Source organism: Shewanella woodyi ATCC 51908 (assembly GCF_000019525.1).
GTDB lineage: Bacteria > Pseudomonadota > Gammaproteobacteria > Enterobacterales > Shewanellaceae > Shewanella > Shewanella woodyi.
Genome location: NC_010506.1, coordinates 4,963,812 through 4,988,604, shown reverse-complemented (window position 1 = coordinate 4,988,604; position 24,793 = coordinate 4,963,812). Strand labels below are relative to the sequence as shown.

The following is a 24,793-nucleotide window of genomic DNA, read 5'->3' as shown; positions in this document are numbered from 1 at the left end:
TTACTCATGGATCTTGCCTCTGTCCAAGTGCCACCTTCGAAGCATAAAATTGGCGCACTCTAGGCTGTGGGTCACCATTAAAATTGAGGTTTTATGCTCACCAGCCAGTTCACATAGGAGTCGCATTACCTCCATACTAGCTGTTTGATCTAGGTTTCCGGTGGGCTCATCGGCCAAAATGAGTGGTGGTTTGTGGGCTAGAGCTCGCGCGATTGCTACTCGTTGCTGTTGTCCACCAGATAAGCTCTCTACATGACGGTTTAATAGTTCATTTAGGCCTAAAGTGTTAGCCAGATGCGTGCACCAAGGGTTCCAATCTTGACCATTGAGCCTGAGGGGAAAGGCGATGTTATCTTTGACATTGAGTGGCGTGAGTAGATTAAACTGCTGAAAAACAACACCCAAAGAGGTTTGGCGAAATTGGCTCCAATCCCTGTCTTTCCAACGGGTGGTATCTTGACCGAGTAGGGTGAGTGTACCGCTGCTTGTATCGCTTGAGTAGGCAGTCAAAGAGGTAGAATTTGTGACTGCAGAGTGAGCATCATCTCTCTCGAACCCTGCGATGAGATTAAGCAGGGTGCTTTTACCACTGCCGCTGGCGCCAGTTAGCGCTATGGTTTCTCCCTGAGAAAGCGTGAGATCTAGCCTGTTCAACACTGTATGGCGTTGGTCACCATCGACAAAGGTCTTAGTGATACCTGAGAGTTGAACTAACTGTTCGGGTGCGATCATTACAGCTTCATTCCTTGTGCTAAATTCGGCATTTTTAGGTAACGGTTTTAAATGCGAAGTTAGGATAACTTATTTTGCTTTATTGTTGTTATATATACTGATCTATTTACTGTTAGGATCAAATTGAGGTGCGAGAGCATCTCTCTCTAGTGTCTGTGCTTATATTTACCTTTTTTAAAACATAAATTTTTAGGCCATTAGTTAAGTGCTCAATCATACTGATAGCTAGGAGTAGAAATGAGAGAAGGAAAACAATATATGCCGATTGTCCAACTTATTTATTCGAGTTCAGTAAGTGAAGGCTTGAGTGTGATGGAGATTAAGGCTCTGGTTGAAAAGGCACAAATAAACAATAGAGCGCTATCTGTCACTGGTTTTCTTTGCGCTAATTCCTACTACTTTTTACAGTGTATTGAGGGAGAGTCTGCTGTTATTGATGCTCTTTTTCAAAAAATATCTAAAGACTCAAGGCACCACTCAATAACGGTTATTAACAAGAGAGAAGTTGATAATCAGCAGTTTAGAGCTTGGAGTATGGGAGCTGTGTTGGATATCGATAGACATATGAATATTGTTGATGGTTTTTTTCCTGATGGTGTATTTAACCCTTCTCTACTGTCAGAGCAAACTAGCTTGGAGTTTATCGAGCAATTTTCTCAAATTCGAATAAGGACACAGGAGCGCACAATTGAGAGCTTGTCGAAGTAGACCTGAATACTTACATTTATTTGTTTATATTGACCTTTAGTATTTAATATAGGCTTTTATATAAAGTGAGTTTGTGAGGACTTTACCAAATAGCGGTTTTGCGGAGGGGATAATATGCCCGCAGAAGAGATTACTACGGGCATAAGCTAGGTGTTACTGGTTAGGTTTAACCTATTAACGGATTAGCCTGGTGTATTCAATCTTGCTTGAATCGCGGCTTTAGCTTCCTCTTGGGCCAACGAGAGTTCACCCTCCTCCTTGTCACGCATAAGCTCGTTAAAAGAGCTTCTAGCTGCTTGAGCTTGTTCTGAAGCTTCTAGCTTGCGCTCTTTGGCTTTCATCGCATCCTCAGTGAGTTGGCGTAACTCTGTAATGATCTCATCCGGAGCATTGCCAAGCTCTAAGCTCGACTCACCACGAGATAGAGCTTCCCTGCGTAGTTGTTTCTTTAGCAACCAGATAGCATCTATGGCTTCGCGCTCTAAGTTAGCAGCCTCAATAGCGTTATCTCGTAACAGCTCAAAACGAGCAAGGGCTTGGCCCTCTTTACTCCAAGGATCGACCTCTGGTAGATCAGAGATATTGATCACTGGATCCACATAATCATCCTGATGGCTCAGATCTAACATGGCTGCTTTAACGCCTGAGATCATCAACATGATCGCGATAACAAGTAGGGGTAACCCTCCTACAATCGCAGCGGTTTGTAGTGTGGCTAAGCCACCCATAAACATCAGAACTGAAGGCATAAACGAAAGGGTAAAGGCCCAGAAAAGTCGGTTCCAACGCATTGGGTCTTCAGTGACATTTGTCTGTACCACCGACGCCAGAATATAGGAGATAGAGTCGAAAGTGGTTGCAGTGAAGATGATACATAGCAAGGTAAATAGAGCGATGATCAAGGTGCTAAACGGTAGCTGCTCTAAGATAGAGAAGATAGCGCGGGTTGCCCCTTCTGAGTTCAGTATGCCGACCACATCGAGCTGACCCGATAACTGCAGTGATAATCCGTAGTTACCTAAGATCATAAAGTACATTGCACAACCTAGCGAGCCAAAGAATACGGCTCCAGATACCATCTGTTTAATGGTTCTTCCGCGAGAGATACGCGCAACAAACAGGCCCATACTCGGTGCAAATACCAACCACCAAGCCCAATAGAATATGGTCCAATCTTGAGGGAAGTGAGTATCAGCAAAGGTTCCTAAACCACCAAAAGGTTCTGCCCAAGTCGCCATAACAAAAAAGTTAGATAGCATGCGACCAATAGAGTCTAAACCTGTCTCTAACATAAAGATGGTAGGACCGCAGACAAGAACAAAAGCCAGTAGGCCTAACGCGCCCCAGAAGTTTATGTTACTTAGAACTTTAATCCCTTCGTCCATCCCTTTATAGGATGAGTAAGCAAATATGGCCGTACAAAGTAAGAGTACGCCAATCTGGCTGCCTGTGGATGTGGGGATGCCGAACAGATAACTTATCCCTTCATTGATCAAAGGTGCAGCTAAACCTAGTGTGGTTGCAGCTCCCCCCAATAGACCAAAGATAAATAGAATGTCGATAACTTTACCGAGTTTGCCAAAGCTGTTTGCTTCACCGATAACAGGCATAAGTGCAGCAGAAACTTTAAGAACAGGCTGCTTACGAACATAGAAGAAATAGGCAATCGGGATTGCTGGGATCATATAGATACACCAAGCAATCGGTCCCCAATGGAATAGGCCGTAGGTTGCTGCCCAGCGGACAGCTTCCTCGCTACCAGCTTCCAACTGGAAAGGGGGATTTTGGTAGTAGTAGGCCCATTCAATCGTTCCCCAATAGAGGATACTTGCACCGATACCACCACAAAATAGCATCGCTGCCCAAGAGGCGAGAGCGAATTCAGGGGCTTCATCAGGATCCCCAAGTTTTATCTGGCCTATATCGGAGAAGATGATATATATCATAAAGAAGAATGCCGCTAACCCTAGGCCAAGATAAGCAAAACCTAGCTTATCTGTCATAAAAGTTTTAGCTACAGCAATCCAATGTGCACCCTCTGCTGGAAATATAAGCAAGGGGATCACAACCGAAAAAAGCAGTATTAAAGCCCCAAAAAAGGTTGGCTTATCGATAAGTTCAAAGTGTTTTTTCATTTTACGTTCCGTAACAACTGCAAAGCTGTTGAGAGCGCACACAGAAAAGCCCCGCTACCTGAGGATCCGATAGGGGTTGTTTGTTAAGTTACATTTTTCAGTTGTGCGCGAATTGTTGGTGTTGAAGTGCTGTTTTGTGGGCTTTATTACCCGGCTATTTACCTGAATTTTTTGTGAGTATTGTCTTTTGATAAAATAATTCGAATCGCTTTTTTTGTCGACAGACTTATCTCCTAGTTAATCAGGAAATGTGATGCACGTCTGATTATCTCAGCAGTTTGAGGTAGCCTGTATTATATTGGAGTTGGAAAGCTTTTCCTCTTTGCTCGGGTCTATATCTTGAGCCCTGTTGCACAGTTTAATTATTTGCCATAAATCTCCCTATAAAACCCTTACCTGAGGTTGTTTAAATGAAAGAGAAAATTGAGTTTCCAAGTAACGGTATCACCTTAGCTGGTTTGCTAGAACGTCCGGAGGGAGAGGTTGGTGCTTACGCCTTATTTGCTCACTGCTTTACCTGTGGTAAGGATATTGCTGCAGCCTCAAGAATTTCCCGCGCTTTGGTGCAAAAAGGGATTGCTGTGTTGAGGTTTGATTTTACTGGACTGGGTAACAGTGATGGCGACTTTGCCAATACTAACTTTTCATCCAATCTTGACGACCTCAAGGCTGCTGCTGACTTTTTAAGAGAACAATACGATGCGCCTCAGCTGCTTATCGGCCATAGTTTAGGTGGCTCAGCAGTGCTTGCTATTGCTAATGATATTCCTGAGTGTAAGGCGGTAGTGACAATAGCGGCTCCCGCAAACGCAGAGCATGTGGTGCATAATTTTTCCAGTGCGATTGATGAGATCAATTCACAAGGCTTAGCCGCTGTGAATTTAGGTCCACGACAATTTACCATTAAAAAGCACTTTCTGGAGGATCTGGATCATCATGCTAAACAGGCTTTCTCTTTGGATAAAAAAGCCCTTTTAGTGATGCACTCTCCCGTTGATGATGCGGTCTCAATCGCTCAGGCTGAGAAGATCTATACCCAAGCTAAACACCCAAAAAGCTTTGTGAGTTTAGACACTGCCGACCACCTGTTGACTAGTAAAGCTGATGCTGATTATGTCGCGAGTGTGGTTGCCAGTTGGAGTGGCCGCTATCTGGATTTTTCCATAGCAGCTAAGCGTGCTCATAAAGTGACAGAAGGGCACTTAAGAGTGGAGGAGAAAGATCATAAATTTACTCAGACCATTATCAGTGATAGCCATGTTTGGCTCGCCGATGAGCCATTAAAAGTGGGGGGTAAAAACTTAGGTCCAGATCCCTATGAGCATCTACTTGCTGCTCTTGGAGCCTGCACATCGATGACCATGCGTATGTATGCAGATCGAAAAAAGTGGCCTCTGGAAGATATTAAGATAGATCTTTCTCACTCCCGAACTTATATCAAAGACTGTGAAGATTGTGAGACTGGTAATACTCAACTCGATACCTTAAGCCGAGAGATAGAGTTAGTTGGTGCGCTCACCGAGGAGCAGAGACAAAGCTTGTTAACTATCTCCGAAAAGTGTCCGGTTCACAAAACACTGCACAGTAAACTAAAAGTGACGACAGAGCTTAAAGAGTGATCTCCGTTGTCGTTAAAGGCTTAAGTCCAGTTATCCGAAGGGGTTTGTGGTGGAGCTTGTAATGAAGAGTCCAACTCAGTTAAAGGTTATCTTGGCCACTACCTTCGCGCTACTGGCATTTGCTGGGAACTCTGTTTTATGTCGTTTAGCTTTAGGTGACGGAGCTATAGATGCCGCGAGTTTTACCATCATTCGGTTTCTATCTGGCAGTTTAGTATTGGTGTTTATTTTGTTGCTGACTAGGCTCATAAAACAGCAATCACCCTATAAAGAGCAAAAAAGGAGTACTGGTCGAGGCTCTTGGCTAGCGGGTTTTATGTTGTTCCTCTACGGCGTGACTTTTTCATATGCATATATCTCCCTAGATACCGGAATGGGCGCCTTGATCCTGTTTGGTGCGGTGCAGCTTACCATGATCTTGATAAGCCTACTCTCTGGTAATCGCTTGCACTATTTTGAATGGACAGGAGTGGTTATCGCCTTTAGTGGATTTGTGTATCTCGTTCTGCCGACTTTGAGTACACCATCAATGACAGGGTTTATTTTGATGACACTCTCTGGCGTAGCTTGGGGTTTGTACACGGTAAAGGGGAGAGGTTGTAAAGACCCCATCTTAGACACCACCTATAACTTCATTAGAACCTTACCTTTTATTGCCATTTTACTTCTACTTACAATCCAATCTGCCAGCTTGACTCAAGCTGGGATCATCTTTGCTGTCTTGTCCGGTGCCATCGCATCCGGTGTTGGCTATGCATTATGGTATTTTGCTTTGAGGGGGCTGTCGGTTATGCAAGCGGCTGCGTTGCAGCTGCTTGTGCCTATTATTGCCGCAATTGGTGGTGTGATATTTTCCAGTGAAGCGATTACGATACGGTTGGTTATCTCATCACTTGCCGTGTTAGGTGGGATTTTACTTGTGCTGTTGGGGCGTCAGTATCTACATCCCTCTAGTGGAAAAGAGGTGTAATACCTGACTGTTGATTTATCAAGGTGGCCATTGTGAAAGCCACCTTGATACTATTAAGCATCTTCTAGCTATCTCCTATGCCACTACTAGTGAGCAGCGGAGAGAAGATCTGGATTCGTCACTAGATTTCTCACGCCATGGGCATGATCTTCATCGAAAGCATTCGATTCCAGCCACTTACCTACACTATTAATATTGACCTTCATCACCTGAGGACGAACACTCCAGCTCACCTGAAGCGGCGAGGCTTTTTCGTTATAGCCTGGCCCTGTTGTTGATCCTGTATATTGCACAGGCGTTCCGGTATTGCTTGGAATATTGAGAGCCTGATTTAATCCGTTCTTCATGCCTAACTCAGTGAGTGTTATAAAGTTACTAGCCTTGGCATCGTTGACTAACACATAGACCTGAGTTTCCACTCTGAGTTGAGGGTTTTTATTGGCATCGCTAAGGCAGGCGCCTAAGGTTGCTCCCGGTGAGACTTGGGCTGTTGAGTGCACATAGTGGACTTCAATGGTATCTCCTGGATACAGGCTACCATGTTTACTTGCACCGACTTTATGTTTAAGTGGGGCTAGCTCAGCTTTGGATAATTTACCTGAGTATTGGTAACCACTGTGGTAGCCGTGGCCATCGCCATTACCTGCATACTTAGTGAATTCACCACCTTTATGCTCTGCATTTTTGTGGAAATGAATGTTGCATAGATTCATTTGTGAGAAGACAGGAGCCTGAGCAAATACTCGTTTGTTATTACCTTGGATGGTATCAATGTCACGTGGTGACTGAGGGCCGTAACCTTTACCTTTTGTATTGGCGGCCAGTGCGGCTCTCTGTTTTTCGATCACTTGATCTGAAACGCTGTGATCAGCACTTTTAGCCGAAGTGGCTGTTGTCAAAAATGGTAGAAGCATCGCTGTCGCGCATAATACTCGTGTCTTGTAACTCATCTTTTAATCCTTTTTTTGCAAGTAGATCTTATCCACTAGGTTTAGGGTTGAGTGAGAAGGGATTACAGGCTTGAAATAATCTATTGATAATCCTCTGCGTTTGCAACTATTTACGAGATAAAAAACCATAAATTCAATTTCTGTTTGTTATAAATCTTGCAACGAACACATTCTGTATAGAGATGCATTTAGTCATTTGAGTTTAGACATAAATTTATGATTTCACCCTATTTAAAGACGCAATAGACTTTTATGAATTGAAAGTCTATTGGCGAGCGAAAGTGATGCTTAACGCAATAACTCCCTTTTATATAGAAAGATGGTTTTTTTACTGTTAGTAGGCTGCAGCAGTAATTACAGCGTCCTCTAATGAAGGTGTAATGTCGCGTGCAAGCGGTGGTGGACTCAATCAGATTGATGCAGCCATCGCAAAAGTTGAAGAGCTCGAGCGGATAGAGGATGACAAGAAACAAGATAAAAATAGATAGGCATTTTAAAGGGAGCAATTACCTACCTTTAATTTGATGATTAAAAAGTATGGGTGAGGGAAACTATTCGTTAAATATCTACTCTATTTTTTGCACAGATTCTAGATCAAAGCTTCCCGTTTCAAGCCAGTTTTGTACTCTTAGTATTTCACCTCTTTCGTCAGTTTTTCCCTCTGTTGGAGGTACAGACTTTTACTCTTACTTTAGGTATGGTTAATGTAAGTTGGTTTGTAACATACCTAGGAATTAAAGGATTAATTTATGAAAGTGAACGTATTACCTTTGTTGCTGTTAGCATCGCTTAGCTTCTCTTCAATTGCCAATGAAGTGGATAAGATGGTCGAATTTTCAGTAACTCAAATGAAGCGTATGGGAGAGTTTAAGAGTTTATCTTCTGCGACAGGTGTATCTGAAACCCGCTTAGAGAAAGGTTTTAGAGCTGCTTTAACCCGCTGCTTGAAAAACCATAACATGCAAGGCGATGGTTCAGAGCTTGACGCATGTATGAGCAGAGAGGTTCCCAGTGCAACAGGTTTATCTGCAGCGCAATTGGATACTTGGGAGAGAGAAGGAGAGGTACAAATGCCCTCAGAAAAGCTCCTTGATGAGATGGATCTGATAAATGAGAAGATATTACAGCTTGAAGATAAAGAGGATTTAACAGCTGTAGATGAGAAACAGATTATTGAGTTGGAAAATAAGCTTATGCAGCTTTCTAAAAAGCAACGTGAATTACAGATGCAGGAGATGAAAGATATCGCATCAGATTTTGAGGAATACCATAAGCAGTAATGTATTTTGTGAGGTAAAATATTGGGTAAAATGACTGCGTTAATAGGGAAAGATATCGTTATCTATTCTATTATTTAATTAGGAGGTCTATAAGGTAGACCTCCAATAAGATTAAATACCTTCGCAACTCTTGTATTCTGCTTCACAAGCTCTTTCGTTTACACCAGCATCTCGCTCAACACATGCCATGAATTGAGCTAAGCATGGTGAAATAGCTGATGCTCCAGTTGAGATCCCAAGTGACAGTGCAAAAGATAACATTAATATTTTAGTTTTCATAATTAGCCTGATTTATAATTAGTTGTTTATTTATAAGTTTAACCTCTATGGTTAAACTAAATTTTGGCTCAAGAGATATTTGAGCATGCTATTAATATCATATCTGTAAATAATATAGTCAATAGCGCTAATGTCTTAATGGTAACCTATCACTGGTAAGTCTAAAGTATTATTTGTGTTAATGTTTTAAATACCTGTATTGTTTGCAGAACCTGCTTAATGTAGCTTAGATTTATAATTAATAACTAAATTATATATATGGAATTTCAAGTGAAATCTTTGATTAAAACCTTACTTGTGTACACATTTTTATTTTTAATGGGAACATCAGCAGGTTATGGGGTTGTGCTTGCTTATAATAAACTATCTGAACCTGAAGTTGTGCTTATAGGGAATTATAATCATCATTTTGAAGGAACTGATAAGAAAGTCATAATGTATGGAACAGATTGGTGTCCTGTATGTGAAAGAGCTCGAGAGTTTTTCAATAATGAAGGTATTAGTTATAAGGAAGTAAACCCCGAAAAAGATGAGAGTGTATTTAAATTGTATAGTCAATTGGGTGCAAGTGGCTACCCAATTATTGTTATTGGAAATAAGAGGGTATTTGGTCTAGATACCAAAGAAATTAAAGTGGCATTAACTGAAATTTGAATTTAATACTATCAATGATAGTGTGATTTATTAATGAGGTTAATGTTTATACTTATTATAAGTGATTTTATTATTAATTCAGAAAGAGGCACAAGATATATTCACACACTCCTGTGCCTAATTTAAAATTTGGGCACTAACATCAAATATAATGACGCTCTACTTTTCTTGAGTAGCGCTGAGCAAAGTTAAAGGGGCTCATATTCAGAGTTCGGATTGCGTCAACCCAGCCGACGAGTACAGGGACTAAAGTCCAACTAAAGACTAGGTATAAGCTGCCCTTCATATATTGACCCAAATAGAACCTGTGTATTCCCAGTCCTCCCAGCAAAAAGCTAAACCAAATTGCGAGCTTTTGGTTCTTGATATGTATGTTTGGATCGACGCCTGCCAGGGCTTCTAATCCCTGGGTTGCATGGCATTCGGGGCAGGTAACTAAACTGGAGTCGATCTTTTGACTGCACTGCGTACATAGAGACTCTTTAAGCTGCGAGAGTGGATAGTCACGAGTTTTCATTACAAGCTCCGGTTGTCAAAAGTTGATCATATAGCGAGAACTTATTATGTGTACAAGTGTGCGCTGAAACCTAGTTGCACAGTTCACATAATTGAAATAAAAACCATCTTTACAGATCTGAAGGTTTAAGTCGCTTACCCCTCCTTCAAGATAGCGTTAACCTTCACCGCAAGCTTAGCGGGTACTTTTGTATCAGCTATGTTTGATAGGTAATGTGAATAGGATTTTGATATCTTTTTATTAATCTTATCATCTCCTTTGATTTAGCAGTTGATCGTTTTCTTGAGCAGCATTTGGTTTAGCTTTTGCTAGTCCTCTCCACAGTTTCTCTAATGGCCCTTGATTGAAATAGTTAAAGTATATGGTGGCCAGAATAAGCTGCAGAATTGAGTAGCCAATAGCTATTAGCATATAGTCAGGTCTATCTAGTGTGTTTACCAGAGTTGGCTCAAAGTGACGAAACAGCAATACTCCGCAAATTGATTGCAATATGTATAGGCTGAAGGCAAGTCGACCAACCTTTTGTAGTGGTGCTAACACTGTTGAGCGATTTTGGCATATTTTTATCAGCAGATGCATGTAAATTAGCGCCATCGGAATTGCACTGAGCAGTACGATGACGCCCGATAAGGTATGTAATATTGGATTTTCAGAAAAGGAGAGTAGGCTATCTAGAGTAGAGAAAAAGATACTCGCCAAAGCAAACCAGATAAGATGCCGCTTGCTAAATCCTTGCTGGAAAATGCCCTTACGATAAAGTGCCACGCCAAGCAGCATCAAGCCTGTTGAAAACCACATTAGTGTTAACGGAATAAAAAATAACAAAGTAATAAAAACAAAAAGTTGCATCAATAGTTGTTCAGAGTAAGTGCTGAACCATATTAAGTACTCCTCTTCAAATAGCTCAGACCCTCGAATAAATCGTTCTTCGGGAGAGAAGATACTAAAAAGAGTAAAAGTAAACACAGAGATGGCAATAAACAGCAGTGATTTTTTTATTAGTTTATCGTTATCAAGTTTCAGATAACAAAGGGCTAAAAAACCACTGAGCCCGTAAGCAAACAGCACGTCACCAGACCAGATAACAATCCCATGCACGGCGCCAAAAACTAATAGCCACTTCAATCGTGATTTTATCTGCTTATAGGCGTCAATATTCTGTTTAGAATACCGATTGAACTGAACCGCTAAGCCAACACCAAATAACATTGCAAATAGGCTGATAAAGCGCCCTTCAAGAAAAAAATTACTAAATAGTTCCACTAAGGTGTCATGAAATGGGGAGATCTCATGGCTGGCGTAACCAGAAACGGCGTTGCCAAAGTAATAGATGTTCATAAACAAGATCCCCAGTACTGCGAGTCCACGAATTGCATCAATATTTGCGTTACGTACAGGTGTTGTACTGTGATTTTCTGGGGTATTAGTGACTTGAGTTATCGATTCCATCGGTTTGGCCTACATTCCATGTGCCATAAAAAGTAAACACAATATCAGTATTTAACGCTCAGCGGAAAGCTTTTGAAGTTGATAGGAATCACCTTGCTCTGCTTGGGGGGCATTTCGCACCTGTGAGAATGTTAGCTGGCTCACAGCTAGAGCGCAGGACTTGAGTGAAACAAGTTTCAGAAAGCTAGGAGGAGACCCCCTATCTTTTATATGGTCGAATTGGCTTTGGGTAGGTAAATAAACCGATTTTAAGGTAAATGTGGTTATATTACGCTATTGCGTTTTTTGGGTAACATCTTTATAACAGTTAAAGCTGTTTAAGAATGAAAGCGCTTACTTTTATTGCAGTCTAATATTGTATCTCAATTGAATGTCAGTAAATGATGTTTAGTATTATACCTTCCTAGTAGACTTGTGCTGCCATTGAGGTAGCCAGGTATTGGCAGGGAGCCATTTAAGGGTGAACTAATGATTAAGAAGTATTTTTTGATAAGTGGCTGTGTGTTGGCATTAAGTGCTTGTGGCGATGCCACTCAGTCTAAGATAGAAAATTATCTCACTAAAGCGGCCAGCAAGGAGGGCTATCAACTTAAAGATGTTGAGAATATTGACGGCAGCTATTACGCAACAGTCAAAATAACCAATAATGAGATAAATACCTTCGAAAATATGTATCAAATGATTCAAAGTAATCGTTCAAATATTGAGAACTATTTTGCTCAAGTGGATGAACTTGAGTCGGCGTATAGCAAGAAAATGAATAATCTGTGCCCACCTACGATGAATGATAACCCTCAAGGTGCTGAGTTTTGGCAAGGGGTGGGTGAGATTAAATATTTTGTCATCTCTCCTAAATTGCCAGGGCAACTATTTACATTTGCCAGTACAGAATGTCTTCGCAGTAAAGGTTAATCTGGCAAAGTGGGTATCGGATTGTTGGCTATTAGTTTCGTTGTTCAAGGGACTGTATGAATATTGATGTTGTTGATTTTAGATTATCTATGTTGCTGCAAGTTTTATTGCTCAATCTACTATTGGTATCACTGTCTTCACAGGCTAAGGAAGCCCAATTAGTGCAAACTATTACAGTCCCTTTGTATGAAAATCTCTCGTTAGACTTACCTGTAACCGGTGAATTGTCATCTTGGAGTTCAGGCTATTATGTTTGGAGAGTTGATCAATTATTTATCGATCTCGATAAAGATAAAGTTTGGACAATTAACCCATTCAGTCTTGATATCGTGATTAGTCAGGCACCTAGAGAAGATTTCAATTACTCACGCTGGCGGCAAGGCATTGTAGATTCAGGTGCACTCGTGATACGAGAAGATGCCCATGGCATGCTATACCAGTCTGGTGGGGCTTTGCATATTCTGACCCATTATTATACGGGAAAGGAGCATGTACTGGGTAAAGCGACCCTATTTGATGTTGAAGATCTTAACCAAGCGAATATTTCTTATGAGGTGCTCTCCTCTTTTATTCCAAAGCATGTATACCAAGGGTATCAAAGTCGGTTTGTGACTCCACTTGATATCAAGACAACGTTAGCCAATATGCCAATAACCACCGAACCTTGGCTAGCCAAGGCACTCTCTGACACTATTCCTAGCTATTTGAATGGTAGAGCATTACTCAGTGCCGATACTCAGAATTGGAAGCCAGTGGATACTAAACAATCTAAAATTCCGTTGAAAATCTATGCTGAAACAGAGTTAGGTACTCTTGAATACTTTGCTGATACTGCTCAAGAGGATGGTTGGAGTGTAGCCTTTATTGGAGAGAATCAAGATAAGAGCAAAGTTAATCGTCTCACCCTGCAAAACATGAGTAACCCAACTCAATATTTTAGTTATTGCTTAGTGGAGGCTAAAGGGGTTGAATTAATATTGTCGGCATCTGAAGATGTCCATTTTAGATATATGAAATTAGCCGAGCAGTTATCGTTTATTCACCAATGTCAGTTATTGGATATCGGTGACATGATCCCAGAATTACATCTGCCACAATTAACAACAATCATAAAACCTCAGCTGTTTCGTTACAGTAAAATAGAGCCATTAATTACACCTAAAGGCTGGCTAAAAGTATTTGATAAAACGAATAATCCTGACAACTTCTTTTGGGGAGCCGTAGGGGTATTGGACGCTGATAGCAAAGTTATTATCGAGCCTAAATTTGAAGAGATTGAGTTTATAGATAACTTTTTTCTCGCCACCAAAAAAAGCGGTAAAGTGTTAATCAGTTTCAATGGTAACCCTCTTATAGAGGGGAGCGATTTTACCTCCTTGTCTGCAGGAAAGTTTTTAGTGACACAAGAAGAAGGTGAACAGAGTGAGATGGGGGTTTTCGATGCCAACAACAATGTTTGGCTTATGGCGCCAGCTCTTCATGATTTAAGACCGTTTGAAAATACTCAATGGCTTCAGCAACGAGTAACGATATCTGGTACAAATGGGGTAAAGCAATTGAGCTATTATGGCCTTGTTGAGCTTGATGGGAGGGTTGTTGTTCCACCAGAGTTTCAATCCCTTTGGTTAAATCGTTTACTGGATGTCATTGTCGTGCAGCAAATCAGTATAGATACTCAGAATCATTGGCGTTATCGATATGGAGTCTATAAGTCAAATGGTGAGTTGATAATGCCAGTTATTTATGATGGATTAGAGCAAGAGATGGGAGCGGTTATCAAACTCAGGAAAGAGGGAGAATGGTGGCAATACCCTGACAGCTCAAAACTCAATAATGCCAACTAGTACAAACAGTAATAGCTAAAAGGTTACTATGTCTAAAGATATCTCAGAACTCTGTGCGAAAATCAAATGGAAGCCCATAGATACGGATTATGGCGCGACTAAGGAGAGCTATCTCTCTTCAAATGAAGAGCTCATTGCAATAGAGCGATTTCTACAAGCAAAACTTCCCGATGATTACCTCTGGTTTATGAAAAATGTGGGCAGACGTTTGATAGATGACAGACGAATCAATATCAAACTTAACGGTGTTTCACTTTCATTTCTAGACTGGTTTAGAGACGCAATAGACGTATTAACATTTACCCAAATGGCCTCAGAGAAGGAGGACAAGATGCAAACCTCCTTCAATCTAGTGGTTATTTCGAGTTCGATTTCCCATGATGAAGTGCTTTTAGATGTCTCTGCTGGTCATTATGGCAACATTTGGTTTAAACATCACAACCCTAAGTGGCGACAAAAGTTTTCTGAAAATCCTGAAGGGTTAGTTCTTATTGCAAACTCTTTTACCGACTTATTTTCAAAAATTGTGAACAACCACTCCCCTGGGGAGATCGATTTTAATTTTGACGATGATGACGAGATTATTTAGCAAACTTAGTCCTTAGTTTGTTAATCAGTCATTGATAGCTTTTGGCGCTGGTTTGATAGTTTCACAAGCTAGGAAGAGACTGAGAAGCGCTCAACCTGAATGAAATAGAGGTAAGTCATGGAAAAGATAGATCAGCTCAGTGCACAAATAGTATGGAGTCCACTTGATCTGGAGGGGGGAGAGAGTAGGGAGATCTATTGCGCCAGTGATAAACAGCTTTTTGATATTGAAGCTTTTTTGGGTACCAGCTTACCCAGCGACTATAAATGGTTCATGAAAAATTATGGGATGCGGATTATTGAAGATGATCGCGTCAATTTAAACCTAAATGGCGTTTCTATGTCATTTCTTAGTATGTTTTCCGCCGCTGATGATGCACTCATTGGAACCGAGATGTGGTCTGATAGCAAAAATCAAAGTCCTCGTATTCTACCTGAAACATTGATCATTGCAGATTCTATATCCAATGATTTAGTTATCATGGATTTGAGTGAAACAAATTACGGAAAAATATATTTTATTAGTAATTTAAAAGCTTGGGGGGCTTTCGAGGACGATGATTACATGGTGTTACTTGCGGAGTCATTTACCGAACTTCTGTCAAAGATTGTCCATAACGAGAACCCAACAGAACCAGACTTTAATATCCCCGATGACATGATCTGCTGATATTTGCAATTTACGCGAGAAGCTTTTGGAAAAAGAGAAATTACACTTTTATTTTTGATATAAAAGATTGTAGGCAAGATAAAAGGCACAAAGTGTGCCCTTTTTTGCTTGTCATTAGACAAGGGATTTAACCTAACAAAGCTACAATTATGAAGGCGGAGCTAGAAGGTGCCTATATCCATAAGCGGTATAAAGGTAGTTTTCTGTATTGTTGATATCGCCTTTTCTTGAGACGCTAATGGGCGTGTTACTTGAGTCCGTTAGGTATGATGAAACCAGTTGAATTTCAGCGCTGCTGAACTTTTTCCCGATAAGTCTATTGTCGGCGAGTAGGTGCTGTACTCTTAACTCTCCCTGTTTTTGACCTATTAATTTATTACCTGAATAGATTAACTCTAAGTCAGGTTCATTATTAATCGATTGGCTTATCAGTCGCCCTACAGCGTCGTATTCATAAGATGATATTAATAGGCCATGCTCATCATAAATAGCCCTCATTTCACCGTATTCATCATATGAATACTGTAAGCCTTTCTCATCTTGAGTGAGCTTGCCAAACTCATTATAAGCGTGACTCAAATCTACATCTTCATATGAGGCATGGGTATGTGAAATACGCATTAATTGAGTGGGGTTATTCATGTCATAGATAAGCTCAGAGTTATCTACCGAACTGTCATCAAAAACGGTTGTTACATGGCGAATGTTATTCAAATTATCATAACGAAACACCTGACTTACTATAGTATTTTCATATTGATCTTTAGGACTTCTGGCGCCATCTGCTTGGTAAGAGGATAAACGTCCAATAGGATCATATTCAAAATGTTCAGTTAAGGTATCGCCGTTTAGGCTGGTGAGCTTTACTCTAACTTTACCGTCATCAGTAAATTGACGTGTTTCAATCAGTTGATCTGTCTCCTGCGTGCTAGTTGTCACGACCTCATAGGGAAATTTTGAGTAATCGTGGTTTATTTCAATAGGGTTAGCACCTGTGACTATGATTTTTGTTACACGAGAAAATTGGTCATAGTTCATATAATTAACTGTATTACTTCCATCGAAGGTCGATTTTACTCTCTGAAAATCATCGTATTCGATAAGCTCATAGTCTGTATCGCTGAATTTAGAAGCAACTGGAAAGCCAAATAGCGTGTACTCATAGTGCTGAGTATCGGAGTGGCTTCTCTCTATTGAGGTTAAGCCATCGAATCGATATTCGTAATCAACATGGTTGCCAGTATCCTCCCTTACTGCGTTACGGATGGAACCGCGTAAGTTATCTGGTATGTAATGCTTCAAACCCAATTGAGTATAATCGCCAATCTCACTATTGAAATGTGTATCGACTTCTTGTCCGTTTGACAATTTTACTTTATGAAAATGTATCGCCCCTGCCGAATAATGATAACTTGTTTGAGTTTGTCCTATGGTTTCATCCATTAAGCGACCAAAGCCATCAAAGTTACGCTGACCTAATTTTATGTTATCTAGGGAGACAGACTCGATAAAGTCGATACTGGTATGGTACGGCGAGTATATTTTTGATGTGGTGAAATCGATAAAGTCAGCATTATGTAGGTAATGCACTCTAGTTGAAGTCACCCTATTGAGTACATCATGGCCAAAATCTTGGTTGACACCAAGGTGGTTCACGCTATTGCAGATGCGACCAAAACCATCATAAACCGTCGTACTTCCAACGTTCATTTTCTGATTGTTTTGATCAAACTGTTCGGTGATCACCTGACGCTTTAAGGGATCACGTAGGTTAACTGAATAGGGTTGGCCTGCAGTGCCTGTTACTTGTTTCAAGCTTATGGGATCAAATTGATCGATTTGAATTTGACCATCTGGTAAGGTGACTTGGAAACACTCTCCCCAGCCATCATATTCAAATTTTTTGGTCAGTGCCCATGTTTGCTCTGCGATGGGTAGCTGAAGGTTTGAAGGCAAGGTTTTATCATATTGAGTTTCAGTTACTTGCTGTCCCAGCGAATTAAACTCATTGCTTATATTCAGGTAGTTCTCTATCACTCCAGGTATGGTTAGATAGACCTCTCTTACTTGGCCGAGTGCGTCATACTGAGTCGTTTTCTTATTACCATAAGAATCGAACTCTTCAATTTTGCTTTGAGAGTCGAAGTAAATATACTCTTTTTTGCATTCATATTCTGAGTTTGGAGCTGTGATTTCAGCCTTGAGTCTTCCATCAAAATAATAATCCAAACGAACGGATCTTCCTTGTTCGTTTTTCTCTACTATCTCACCAGATATCATATTAAAGAGGGTAAAGCTTTTAATGGAGTCATTTGCTTCACTAGAGCAGGATGTCGTAGTCGTTACCTTTAGCCTGTTATCAATGATTTCATAATGACTCTCTTCTCTATTTTGATGGTTATTGCTCTCTAATATGATGGCACTTATTCGGCCAAGATCGCCTCCTGTTGGACAGTAGCTGTAGTTAACTTTTGTTTGTGAATATTCATTTTTATCTTCTTCAATACAAACCGAATCATGGAGTAAACGATATTTTCGACGAGAAACGATACGTGCTTCATCTGTTTTAGTATCTGTTATTGATTGCGACTTTAGGAAGTAAATAAAGTCATACTTAGGGCATTTTTCAATCGCATTATCTATCGCACCATTAAGGGTGTTGTAATATTCATAAGTAATTGAGACACCCTCTTCAGGGTCATACTCATTGAGTAAATTACCATAATTATCAAACTGATAATAAATTGATTCAGTGCGACTGTTACCATTATTTGAAAATTTTTTCTTATGGTTCTGTATCAACTTTAATCTTGGATCTTGGTTTGAAATATCACCATTGTCTGTAGAGAAGTAAGTTATCTCCTCTGTTGTTATACAGTTCTTATACTCGATTTTTGCTTCACGAATATTATGGAACTTATCAAACTTTTGAGTTGTAACCAGTGAATGTCCTTCATGATCGACACTGGTTTTTTGACTACGATAGAAGTAGGGAGTTTTTATTCTATACATGGTGTCGCTATAGGCTTGATAGGGCACAGAAGCGCCTAGGCCATAAGCATTATTGCCTTGATTACCCTCTAGCAGGAAGTCGAAGGTGGTCTTCCTGATTGTCTGTCCTGAGCGTATTAGCGAATGCTCAGTGACAACGGGCAGTGATGTAAAACCGGCGCGTGCAGGGAGTGATAGATATTGACCATATACTAGCTTATGGGCTGTTTCATCGGGTAAAAGCACCTCATCAATGCAGTAAACGTTACTTTTCCCATCGTATTTTTTTACTACTTTATAGGTTAATGCATTTTGGTAAGCGCCTTGGTTTTCATAAGGTAGAGAAAGCGTGGTGAGTTTTTCATTAGAGTTGATGAACACAAAGTATTTACCGCCTAGCAGGCCAACCTCTTTTGCTCCACCTGCCCCTATTTTTTTTACGCTTAAAAATATAAAACCAGAATCGTCTTTTATTTCAATTAATTGGTTGGTTGATGACCATCTAAAATTAACCCCATTCCCTAATGCATTTTCTTTTCTCACTAGATTTGCGAATTTACCCTGACCATCAGTTTTTAAAACGTCCTTTTGCCCATCTATATAGCTAACTTTGTACTCTTTTACTCTTGAGTTGTATTCAATCTTAAAGTCATTTAAACAGGGCTCAGCAGGTAAAGTATTTCTAATATCTAATTTAATAGAAACGCCACTTGAATTAGTGAAAATATGATTAATCAAATCTATTTTTGATAAGCTTAATTTTAGCCCAGGACCAAAGCCATGATCCTGTTGATTAAAGGTATCAATGCTTGTATTTATCTCTAATTCAGGCCCTTTTAATTTGTTCGCATTAATTTTGACGAGATGTATTGAAAAATCAAAAGACCCAGTGCGCTCGTTAACATCACCTGTAGCAAAGCCATTGTAGTTATTCGCATATGTGAAAACCTGTTCAGCCATTTTGTCACTCCATATCTATTAGGTTTAGGCGAAAATACCGTTACGTATTTGGCGGTTGACGATGTCAGTGTCGAGAGAGAAGGTGGCTTGGATCTGTCCAAACGTTCCGGGCGCTTGTGGTGTATCGGTATTGTTGTTTTCGTTGATATTGTCTAGTTTATCTCTTGCTGTGACTAACTTTGATGCCGCTAAAAAACTGCCTGAAGACATAGATAAGCCCTGTCTAACAAGTGCCCCAGCAAAGCTCCTAGCAAAATGTCCTGAGTTCATCCCTGTCTTGGCTACATTTTCAACTTTCCAAGCCATGGTGTTATTCAAAAAACGTGTGGGTTTGTACTGTACCTTTGGTTTCATAGAGATAAACTTTGAGGAGAGATCGCGTTGACCCACAACATGAGACTCTAGCTTAGTTGCCATAACGGTATCTGCAGACTCAACGCTTAACGCACCGCTACGTGCATCGACTTCTTTAAAAGCATTGTCTTTAATTTTGGTAAAAAATTTATCATTACGAGCTTTGGCGCTTTTACCAATTTTTAATTTCGATGTGGTTTTAAAGTTACTTGTACTAAAGCGGGATTTAAATCCACTTACTGTGCCTTTTAGTGCGCCGGAAACCCCAGCAGCAATGGATGCGACAGAAAATACAATAGAGGCAATATCTAAATTTGCAGCGGCTGTAGGGTTTGAATCTTCAACAGCAGCCGAAGCTATGGTTAAGCTGCCTCCAATAGCTCCTAATACGCCGCTAACGACACCCATAGCTACAGCAAATGATGTTCCACCGGTAAAGGGGGCTAAAACCGCACCAATAATGCCTGTGACGACAGCAAAAATTCCAAAACCAATTTTCCATCCGTCTAAATGACCCGTTGGATCATTGAAATTGACCGGATCACCGTGGCAATAGGCATAGACATTAAGGCCTGCTTCACCAAAGGGGCTCATAGAGTCTGGTGATTGAAAGCGCATTAAAATAGGGTTATAGAAACGATAACCTTGGCCAAGCTGATAGTTGCCAGTAATAGGGTCTAGCAGTTCACCATTGAATCCAGACAGCTCATGTTTGATGATGGTAAGCAATAAACTTGAATCGAGGTTAACGGCTTTTGCCATGCTTTTTATCGAGGTTAATGAGATTCCTGTTAAGAGCGCAATTGAAATGCTACCACTTAAAAAGTTTCGTCTACTTATGCAATTTAACGCATCTTTCTTATTTGAATTTTTCATGGGGATTCCCAATAAGCTAATTGAGTTAAAGGCCGTTTTTCGGCCTTATATTTTTAAGTGGGGAGATTAATCGTAGACAGGCATTATTTTTATGCTAGATCTATCGAGTTTAGTTAATACGTATTGATCAGAGACACCCGCATTAGCCCCCATATTCGTTTCGCCAATGACTTTAGCGCTGAATATGAAATGATTGCCGTAGTTATCTTCTATTTGATGATTGATATCGACTTTGTTTCCTGAAGTCGAACCTGACCAGTGACCTGCGTCTGTCCAAAATACAAAGTTACCACTATCACCTGAGTAAAAATCGATGACAGATTTGGTTGCCACAATAGAAAATGAGTTCTCTCTATTAACATCGGTTAAATAGAAGCGCCAAGTATCTTGTGAACTAAAACCACTATTATTACTGTTCTTATCTTTTGTTGAATATGAGAAGTCACGCATAGAGGTATTGCCAAATAAAAAGTCTGTCGTGTACCAGTCTTCTAAATCCCAGTTACTACTTTTTACATTGTTACAAATACCATCAACTTGATCGCCTTTGCTGTCAAAAACACATCCTCTAGCCACTCCTATCGATTTAACGCCATCGATAGGTCTGAAATAATGATTATTCCTTTGTGAGCTAAACACATAATGATTTTCTTTTGCGTAACTGACACCTCGGGTCCAGCCATTTCTTACTCTATATTTGTTATGACAATCGACCTCATTCACACAAAGAACTTTGTCTTCATCAAATGACATTTTGATACTGTTTGTGTCATAGCCACTGTCGACATATCGATTGTATTCCCCTTTGATAACGTTGACTCTCCTATAGTTATTTCCTGGTGCCGCGGAGTTACAGTTATCATTTGGATAGCCTGAAATAGGACCATAGTCATCGGTTCTTTCTGGGTTCGCGAATACACATAGATCTAAGCTATTGTTTGTATCTGTCCCCGAAAGCCCTTTATAAGTCATGTAAACGGTGGCTTTGAAGTAATTGTTGCTGCGTGGCTCTACACGGTAACTACTTTGACCAAGGCTGGATTCATATCGCTCATTAACAGAGGATGAGATATCTATCTGTGGATAAAGTAACGATATAGGCTGTGGCGTTGATTCTCCAAATTGAGCTATTTTTAAGTAATATTTTTCCTCTTCGGCTGATAACTCTATGGGGGTTTGATCTATATCATCGCCATAAAGGTAGGCTCTATATTTGATCTCAATAGGTTTTTGCATATAACCATTATTGTATAGTTGATTACCTTTAGTGGAGGTGTTTATCGATAGCTCTGCAAAAGTAATATCGCGTATTGTTGAGGTTGCTTTAGCTTTGTAACCAATAGTTTGTACAGCCCACTTACTTTCTTTATTGCTCCAATTAAGAATAAAGCTATCACCAGTTTTTATAAGCAGATCACTTTGTCCGTGAAGCAGGTTGTCAGCATTTAAATGAGTGTCGTAGGTTGCGACTGAACGTATGAGTATTTTGTCAGCATCTCCTTTTTCGCTTGGTAAGAATATGGTGTTATACCAATTCGCATTTGAAAGTGTGTAAGTGACATACTTTTTACTGTTTGGAATGGTTTGGCCGATACTATTCGGGGTAAAATTGTTAGTTGTAAGTAACCAACTTCTTAGATTGTTTTTATATACAAATTGGTATCGATCGCCTTTGCTGACCGTTATTTCATTAAATCCAACGATCTCCCCATTTACATCAAAATGGTAAGCCGCATCTGATGAAACATTAATTTTTGTATTATTTTTTGGCTTGATAGGAAGGAATATCTCTCTCTTCCAGTTAGCATCACTTGCATAGACAGTGACAACTTCATCTGATGCAGGGATCTGCCCGTACAGTAGATCTTTAGCATCAATTGTCAATGCGTATGACTGGAAGCTAATAACACTTACAATTAGTAAACTTATTACTTTGATGCCGGTAATCATTGTAGATCTCGAACGATTTCTTATCATATTGAATCCTCTTTTTTATATTTAATTGCTATTTAAATAATTAACTTTGTTGTTTTTTGTGATGTTAGGTTTTTTATTTAAATAGTGTCAATTATTTGGGTTTTTATTTGTTTTTATAGAGGTTTTTATATGTTTAAATTTATAGGTTAAACGCTGCTTGGTTAACAGTTTTGTATCATGCGTATCATTTTGTTGGGTTTCTACGTTTCGTTTGTGTCTGCACTGTATCTTCTTGATTTGTGGTGTATGTTATTATCTTTATGTTTTTAATTGGTTTATTTGTTTTTTTTGTGTAAGTTTTATTTCCATGTGCTGAAATGTGACCTTGATCACATAATTTTGAGCAGGTAAATATGAAAAGATGCTTATGACGTATAAGTTTTATATATGTAACGTATCAATCTTATATACATTGGAGGTTTTTAAATCTGGTTTTTGATATTTAATAGTAGATTAAAAGCTCTATTTGTTCTGTTTTGTTGTGAGTTTAAAAGTGTGTGGTTGATAAGATTATAGAGATATTTTGTTTATATTAAATAATATTAAGAAGACTATTAATCTATATAATGTTAATGAAGGCGTCTGGTTGTGATGAAAGATAGTGGGGAGAAACAGAGGACGGGCTTTGCCCTGCTAGGACGGCACTGCGTGCCTGCGAGGTCGTTCGCAGGCTCACTGCTAGGAAAAGCTGAAGAGTACGGAACGCGCTGCTCAGGGTTGACGCAACGCTTCGCTTACGGATAACAGAATGCTGCGCTGTGAGAAAAAAAGAGTAAAAGATTATCGCTTTTGATTTTCTCCGTGGCACTCCGTGTCCTCTGTGGTGAATAGCTTTATCTTGGTGGTTGAAATTGAGAAGAGCGGGCTTCGCCCTGATAGGGCAGTACTTTGTGCCTGTGAGGTCGTTCGCAAGCTCACTGCTAGGACACTTTGCTGCGAGTTAAGAGCTTTAAGAAAAGAGAAATGTCTACGGAACGCGCTGCTCACGGAATAGTCTGCGACTACAGGAACGCTGGCGCTTACAGTAAAAGCAACACTGGGCACTTGCCGTCATCCCGGGCTTGTTCCGGGATCCATTCTTTCTTGTAAAAAAACAAAAAGCATTCTCACCACAGAGTCTGGAGCTGAACTGGCTCTTAAACAAGGATGTTGTTGGTACACGGAGGAAAAGATATGGGTGTCCTGTCTGTTTGCGAAGCAAAAATAACGCCTTTTCATCCTGTGATTAATCGTTGTGTTAGAAGGGCTTTATTATCAACCAGCTTTTGGTGAGAAATGATAAGCTTCTACATTTTCACCTGTTTCAGTATTATCTATTTCTAACCATTCTTCATTGTCTCCTTCTCTGGCATAAGCCATTCTTAGCGGGGTTATTGATGAGTCTGAACCTCAAGTGACTTTTTTGAGCTAGCTTCCAAGACATAGTTCACCATGTCTATGACATCAGAAGAGCTTGTTATATCACTTATATTTGATAGATGTTTTGAGTAAGCATTTGATATTTCGCTGTCAATATTATCATCTTGAAATAAAGAGAGATTGTAACCGGACACTGACTTTTGCGAGACACTCGCACTGGATATGATGAGTTGTATCGACTCTTCGCTGGAGCGAATGTGGTCTAACGAAATATGGTGTTGCTGGCTTGCCCTATGTAAAAACAAGTCAACAAAGGTGATTTTCTCATCAGTATTTTCTAGCGTGCTATAAACCTTATTGTATCTTTTAGCTATTCCCCTCACAGTCTTTAAAGTGGGTAATGTCGATATATCAACAGCCCTTCTTGCTACCATTTCGGTGATGCAATATCTGTCAGAGAATATGAATTGATTCTCATCTTTGCTTTTTCGATCGAAAGAATCTGGATTGATAGCATATGTTGAGTCACACATATCACTGTACGGCTGAGTAACATAACCATTTGCCACAGCACTTGAAGTAACAAAAATCATACTTAAAATTGCACATAACTTAAGGGGTCTAAGAAGGGTTGTGCTTTTCATAAATTACTTCCTTTTAATTTATAAAACTGTATTACGGTTTCTAGACCATAACGATCAGAGCTTAGGTCGTCAACAAGGTGCTTGAAGAGCAAAAGACATGTCAATAACATGTCTTTAGTTTGAGGCATGAGCGAAGAAGGGTGAGCTTCGCCCTGCTAGGACAGCCATAGCTTTATTGATTCCAAAACCCGCCTAAAGCTACAACAATTCCCCGTTGGAAATCCTTCGTTTTTCAGAAGGATTTCGCCGGGCGTCATGGTGGATGCAAGGAGGATAGGACGAGCAGTCCTTCTTGCCCAGTGCAGGGTGGAACCCTGCGACCTTA

At 40.0% G+C, this 24,793-nt stretch carries 19 protein-coding genes; 9 read left to right on the top strand and 10 right to left on the bottom strand.

Going from position 1 to position 24,793, the window contains the following annotated elements:
- Complete coding sequence (locus tag SWOO_RS21060) at positions 1 to 732, bottom strand: ABC transporter ATP-binding protein (RefSeq protein WP_012326691.1); 732 nt, start codon at positions 730 to 732, stop codon at positions 1 to 3.
- Positions 733 to 969: 237 nt separating this feature from the next.
- Between SWOO_RS21060 and SWOO_RS21055 the strand changes: the two genes are divergently transcribed.
- On the top strand, positions 970 to 1,440 hold the full coding sequence (locus SWOO_RS21055; RefSeq protein WP_012326690.1) for a BLUF domain-containing protein: 471 nt from the start codon (positions 970 to 972) through the stop codon (positions 1,438 to 1,440).
- A gap of 182 nt (positions 1,441 to 1,622) precedes the next feature.
- On the opposite strand, the gene SWOO_RS21050 is transcribed toward SWOO_RS21055, so the two are convergent.
- Complete coding sequence (locus SWOO_RS21050) at positions 1,623 to 3,575, bottom strand: BCCT family transporter (RefSeq protein ID WP_012326689.1); 1,953 nt, start codon at positions 3,573 to 3,575, stop codon at positions 1,623 to 1,625.
- A gap of 410 nt (positions 3,576 to 3,985) precedes the next feature.
- Between SWOO_RS21050 and SWOO_RS21045 the strand changes: the two genes are divergently transcribed.
- Together SWOO_RS21045 and SWOO_RS21040 are read left to right on the top strand one after the other, a co-directional pair.
- Positions 3,986 to 5,194, top strand: a complete 1,209-nt coding sequence (locus SWOO_RS21045) for a bifunctional alpha/beta hydrolase/OsmC family protein (RefSeq protein WP_012326688.1) — start codon at positions 3,986 to 3,988, stop codon at positions 5,192 to 5,194.
- A 61-nt stretch (positions 5,195 to 5,255) separates the two neighbouring features.
- Positions 5,256 to 6,164 (top strand): DMT family transporter, encoded by a 909-nt coding sequence (locus SWOO_RS21040; RefSeq protein ID WP_012326687.1) that lies wholly within the window; start codon positions 5,256 to 5,258, stop codon positions 6,162 to 6,164.
- Between the two features lie 86 nt (positions 6,165 to 6,250).
- Here the strand turns inward: SWOO_RS21040 and SWOO_RS21035 are convergent, their stop codons facing one another.
- Positions 6,251 to 7,114 (bottom strand): delta-class carbonic anhydrase, encoded by an 864-nt coding sequence (locus tag SWOO_RS21035; RefSeq protein ID WP_012326686.1) that lies wholly within the window; start codon positions 7,112 to 7,114, stop codon positions 6,251 to 6,253.
- 749 nt (positions 7,115 to 7,863) lie between these two features.
- Here SWOO_RS21035 and SWOO_RS21030 point away from each other — a divergent pair.
- Entirely contained in the window at positions 7,864 to 8,394 is a 531-nt protein-coding gene (locus SWOO_RS21030) for a hypothetical protein (RefSeq protein WP_012326685.1), read from the top strand.
- 111 nt (positions 8,395 to 8,505) lie between these two features.
- On the opposite strand, the gene SWOO_RS26125 is transcribed toward SWOO_RS21030, so the two are convergent.
- Positions 8,506 to 8,673 carry a hypothetical protein gene (locus SWOO_RS26125; protein WP_195742826.1) on the bottom strand — a complete coding sequence of 56 codons (168 nt, stop codon included), beginning with the start codon at positions 8,671 to 8,673 and terminating at the stop codon, positions 8,506 to 8,508.
- 270 nt (positions 8,674 to 8,943) lie between these two features.
- On the opposite strand from SWOO_RS26125, the gene SWOO_RS21025 reads away from it, so the two are divergent.
- Positions 8,944 to 9,327: a glutaredoxin family protein gene (locus tag SWOO_RS21025; RefSeq protein WP_012326684.1), complete on the top strand. Its 384-nt coding sequence runs from the start codon at positions 8,944 to 8,946 to the stop codon at positions 9,325 to 9,327.
- Positions 9,328 to 9,469: 142 nt separating this feature from the next.
- On the opposite strand, the gene SWOO_RS21020 is transcribed toward SWOO_RS21025, so the two are convergent.
- Positions 9,470 to 9,844 (bottom strand): TM2 domain-containing protein, encoded by a 375-nt coding sequence (locus SWOO_RS21020; RefSeq protein ID WP_012326683.1) that lies wholly within the window; start codon positions 9,842 to 9,844, stop codon positions 9,470 to 9,472.
- 249 nt (positions 9,845 to 10,093) lie between these two features.
- The gene (locus tag SWOO_RS21015) at positions 10,094 to 11,293 is read right to left on the bottom strand and encodes a DUF418 domain-containing protein (RefSeq protein WP_012326682.1); all 1,200 of its coding nucleotides are present in this window, start codon (positions 11,291 to 11,293) and stop codon (positions 10,094 to 10,096) included.
- 468 nt (positions 11,294 to 11,761) lie between these two features.
- Between SWOO_RS21015 and SWOO_RS21010 the strand changes: the two genes are divergently transcribed.
- The 4 genes from SWOO_RS21010 to SWOO_RS20995 all read left to right on the top strand — a co-directional run bounded on the left by SWOO_RS21010 (position 11,762) and on the right by SWOO_RS20995 (position 15,307).
- Positions 11,762 to 12,205: a hypothetical protein gene (locus SWOO_RS21010; protein WP_012326681.1), complete on the top strand. Its 444-nt coding sequence runs from the start codon at positions 11,762 to 11,764 to the stop codon at positions 12,203 to 12,205.
- Positions 12,206 to 12,261: 56 nt separating this feature from the next.
- Positions 12,262 to 14,049 carry a WG repeat-containing protein gene (locus SWOO_RS21005; protein ID WP_012326680.1) on the top strand — a complete coding sequence of 596 codons (1,788 nt, stop codon included), beginning with the start codon at positions 12,262 to 12,264 and terminating at the stop codon, positions 14,047 to 14,049.
- A gap of 28 nt (positions 14,050 to 14,077) precedes the next feature.
- Positions 14,078 to 14,638, top strand: a complete 561-nt coding sequence (locus SWOO_RS21000) for an SMI1/KNR4 family protein (RefSeq protein ID WP_012326679.1) — start codon at positions 14,078 to 14,080, stop codon at positions 14,636 to 14,638.
- A 117-nt stretch (positions 14,639 to 14,755) separates the two neighbouring features.
- Positions 14,756 to 15,307: an SMI1/KNR4 family protein gene (locus tag SWOO_RS20995; RefSeq protein ID WP_012326678.1), complete on the top strand. Its 552-nt coding sequence runs from the start codon at positions 14,756 to 14,758 to the stop codon at positions 15,305 to 15,307.
- 147 nt (positions 15,308 to 15,454) lie between these two features.
- On the opposite strand, the gene SWOO_RS20990 is transcribed toward SWOO_RS20995, so the two are convergent.
- The 4 genes from SWOO_RS20990 to SWOO_RS20975 all read right to left on the bottom strand — a co-directional run bounded on the left by SWOO_RS20990 (position 15,455) and on the right by SWOO_RS20975 (position 24,468).
- Positions 15,455 to 19,258: an RHS repeat domain-containing protein gene (locus tag SWOO_RS20990; RefSeq protein WP_012326677.1), complete on the bottom strand. Its 3,804-nt coding sequence runs from the start codon at positions 19,256 to 19,258 to the stop codon at positions 15,455 to 15,457.
- A gap of 24 nt (positions 19,259 to 19,282) precedes the next feature.
- Complete coding sequence (locus SWOO_RS25635; RefSeq protein ID WP_012326676.1) at positions 19,283 to 20,488, bottom strand: RHS repeat-associated core domain-containing protein; 1,206 nt, start codon at positions 20,486 to 20,488, stop codon at positions 19,283 to 19,285.
- Between the two features lie 66 nt (positions 20,489 to 20,554).
- Positions 20,555 to 22,465, bottom strand: a complete 1,911-nt coding sequence (locus SWOO_RS20980) for a hypothetical protein (protein ID WP_012326675.1) — start codon at positions 22,463 to 22,465, stop codon at positions 20,555 to 20,557.
- 1,370 nt (positions 22,466 to 23,835) lie between these two features.
- Complete coding sequence (locus tag SWOO_RS20975) at positions 23,836 to 24,468, bottom strand: hypothetical protein (protein WP_012326674.1); 633 nt, start codon at positions 24,466 to 24,468, stop codon at positions 23,836 to 23,838.
- Positions 24,469 to 24,793: the final 325 nt, after the last annotated feature.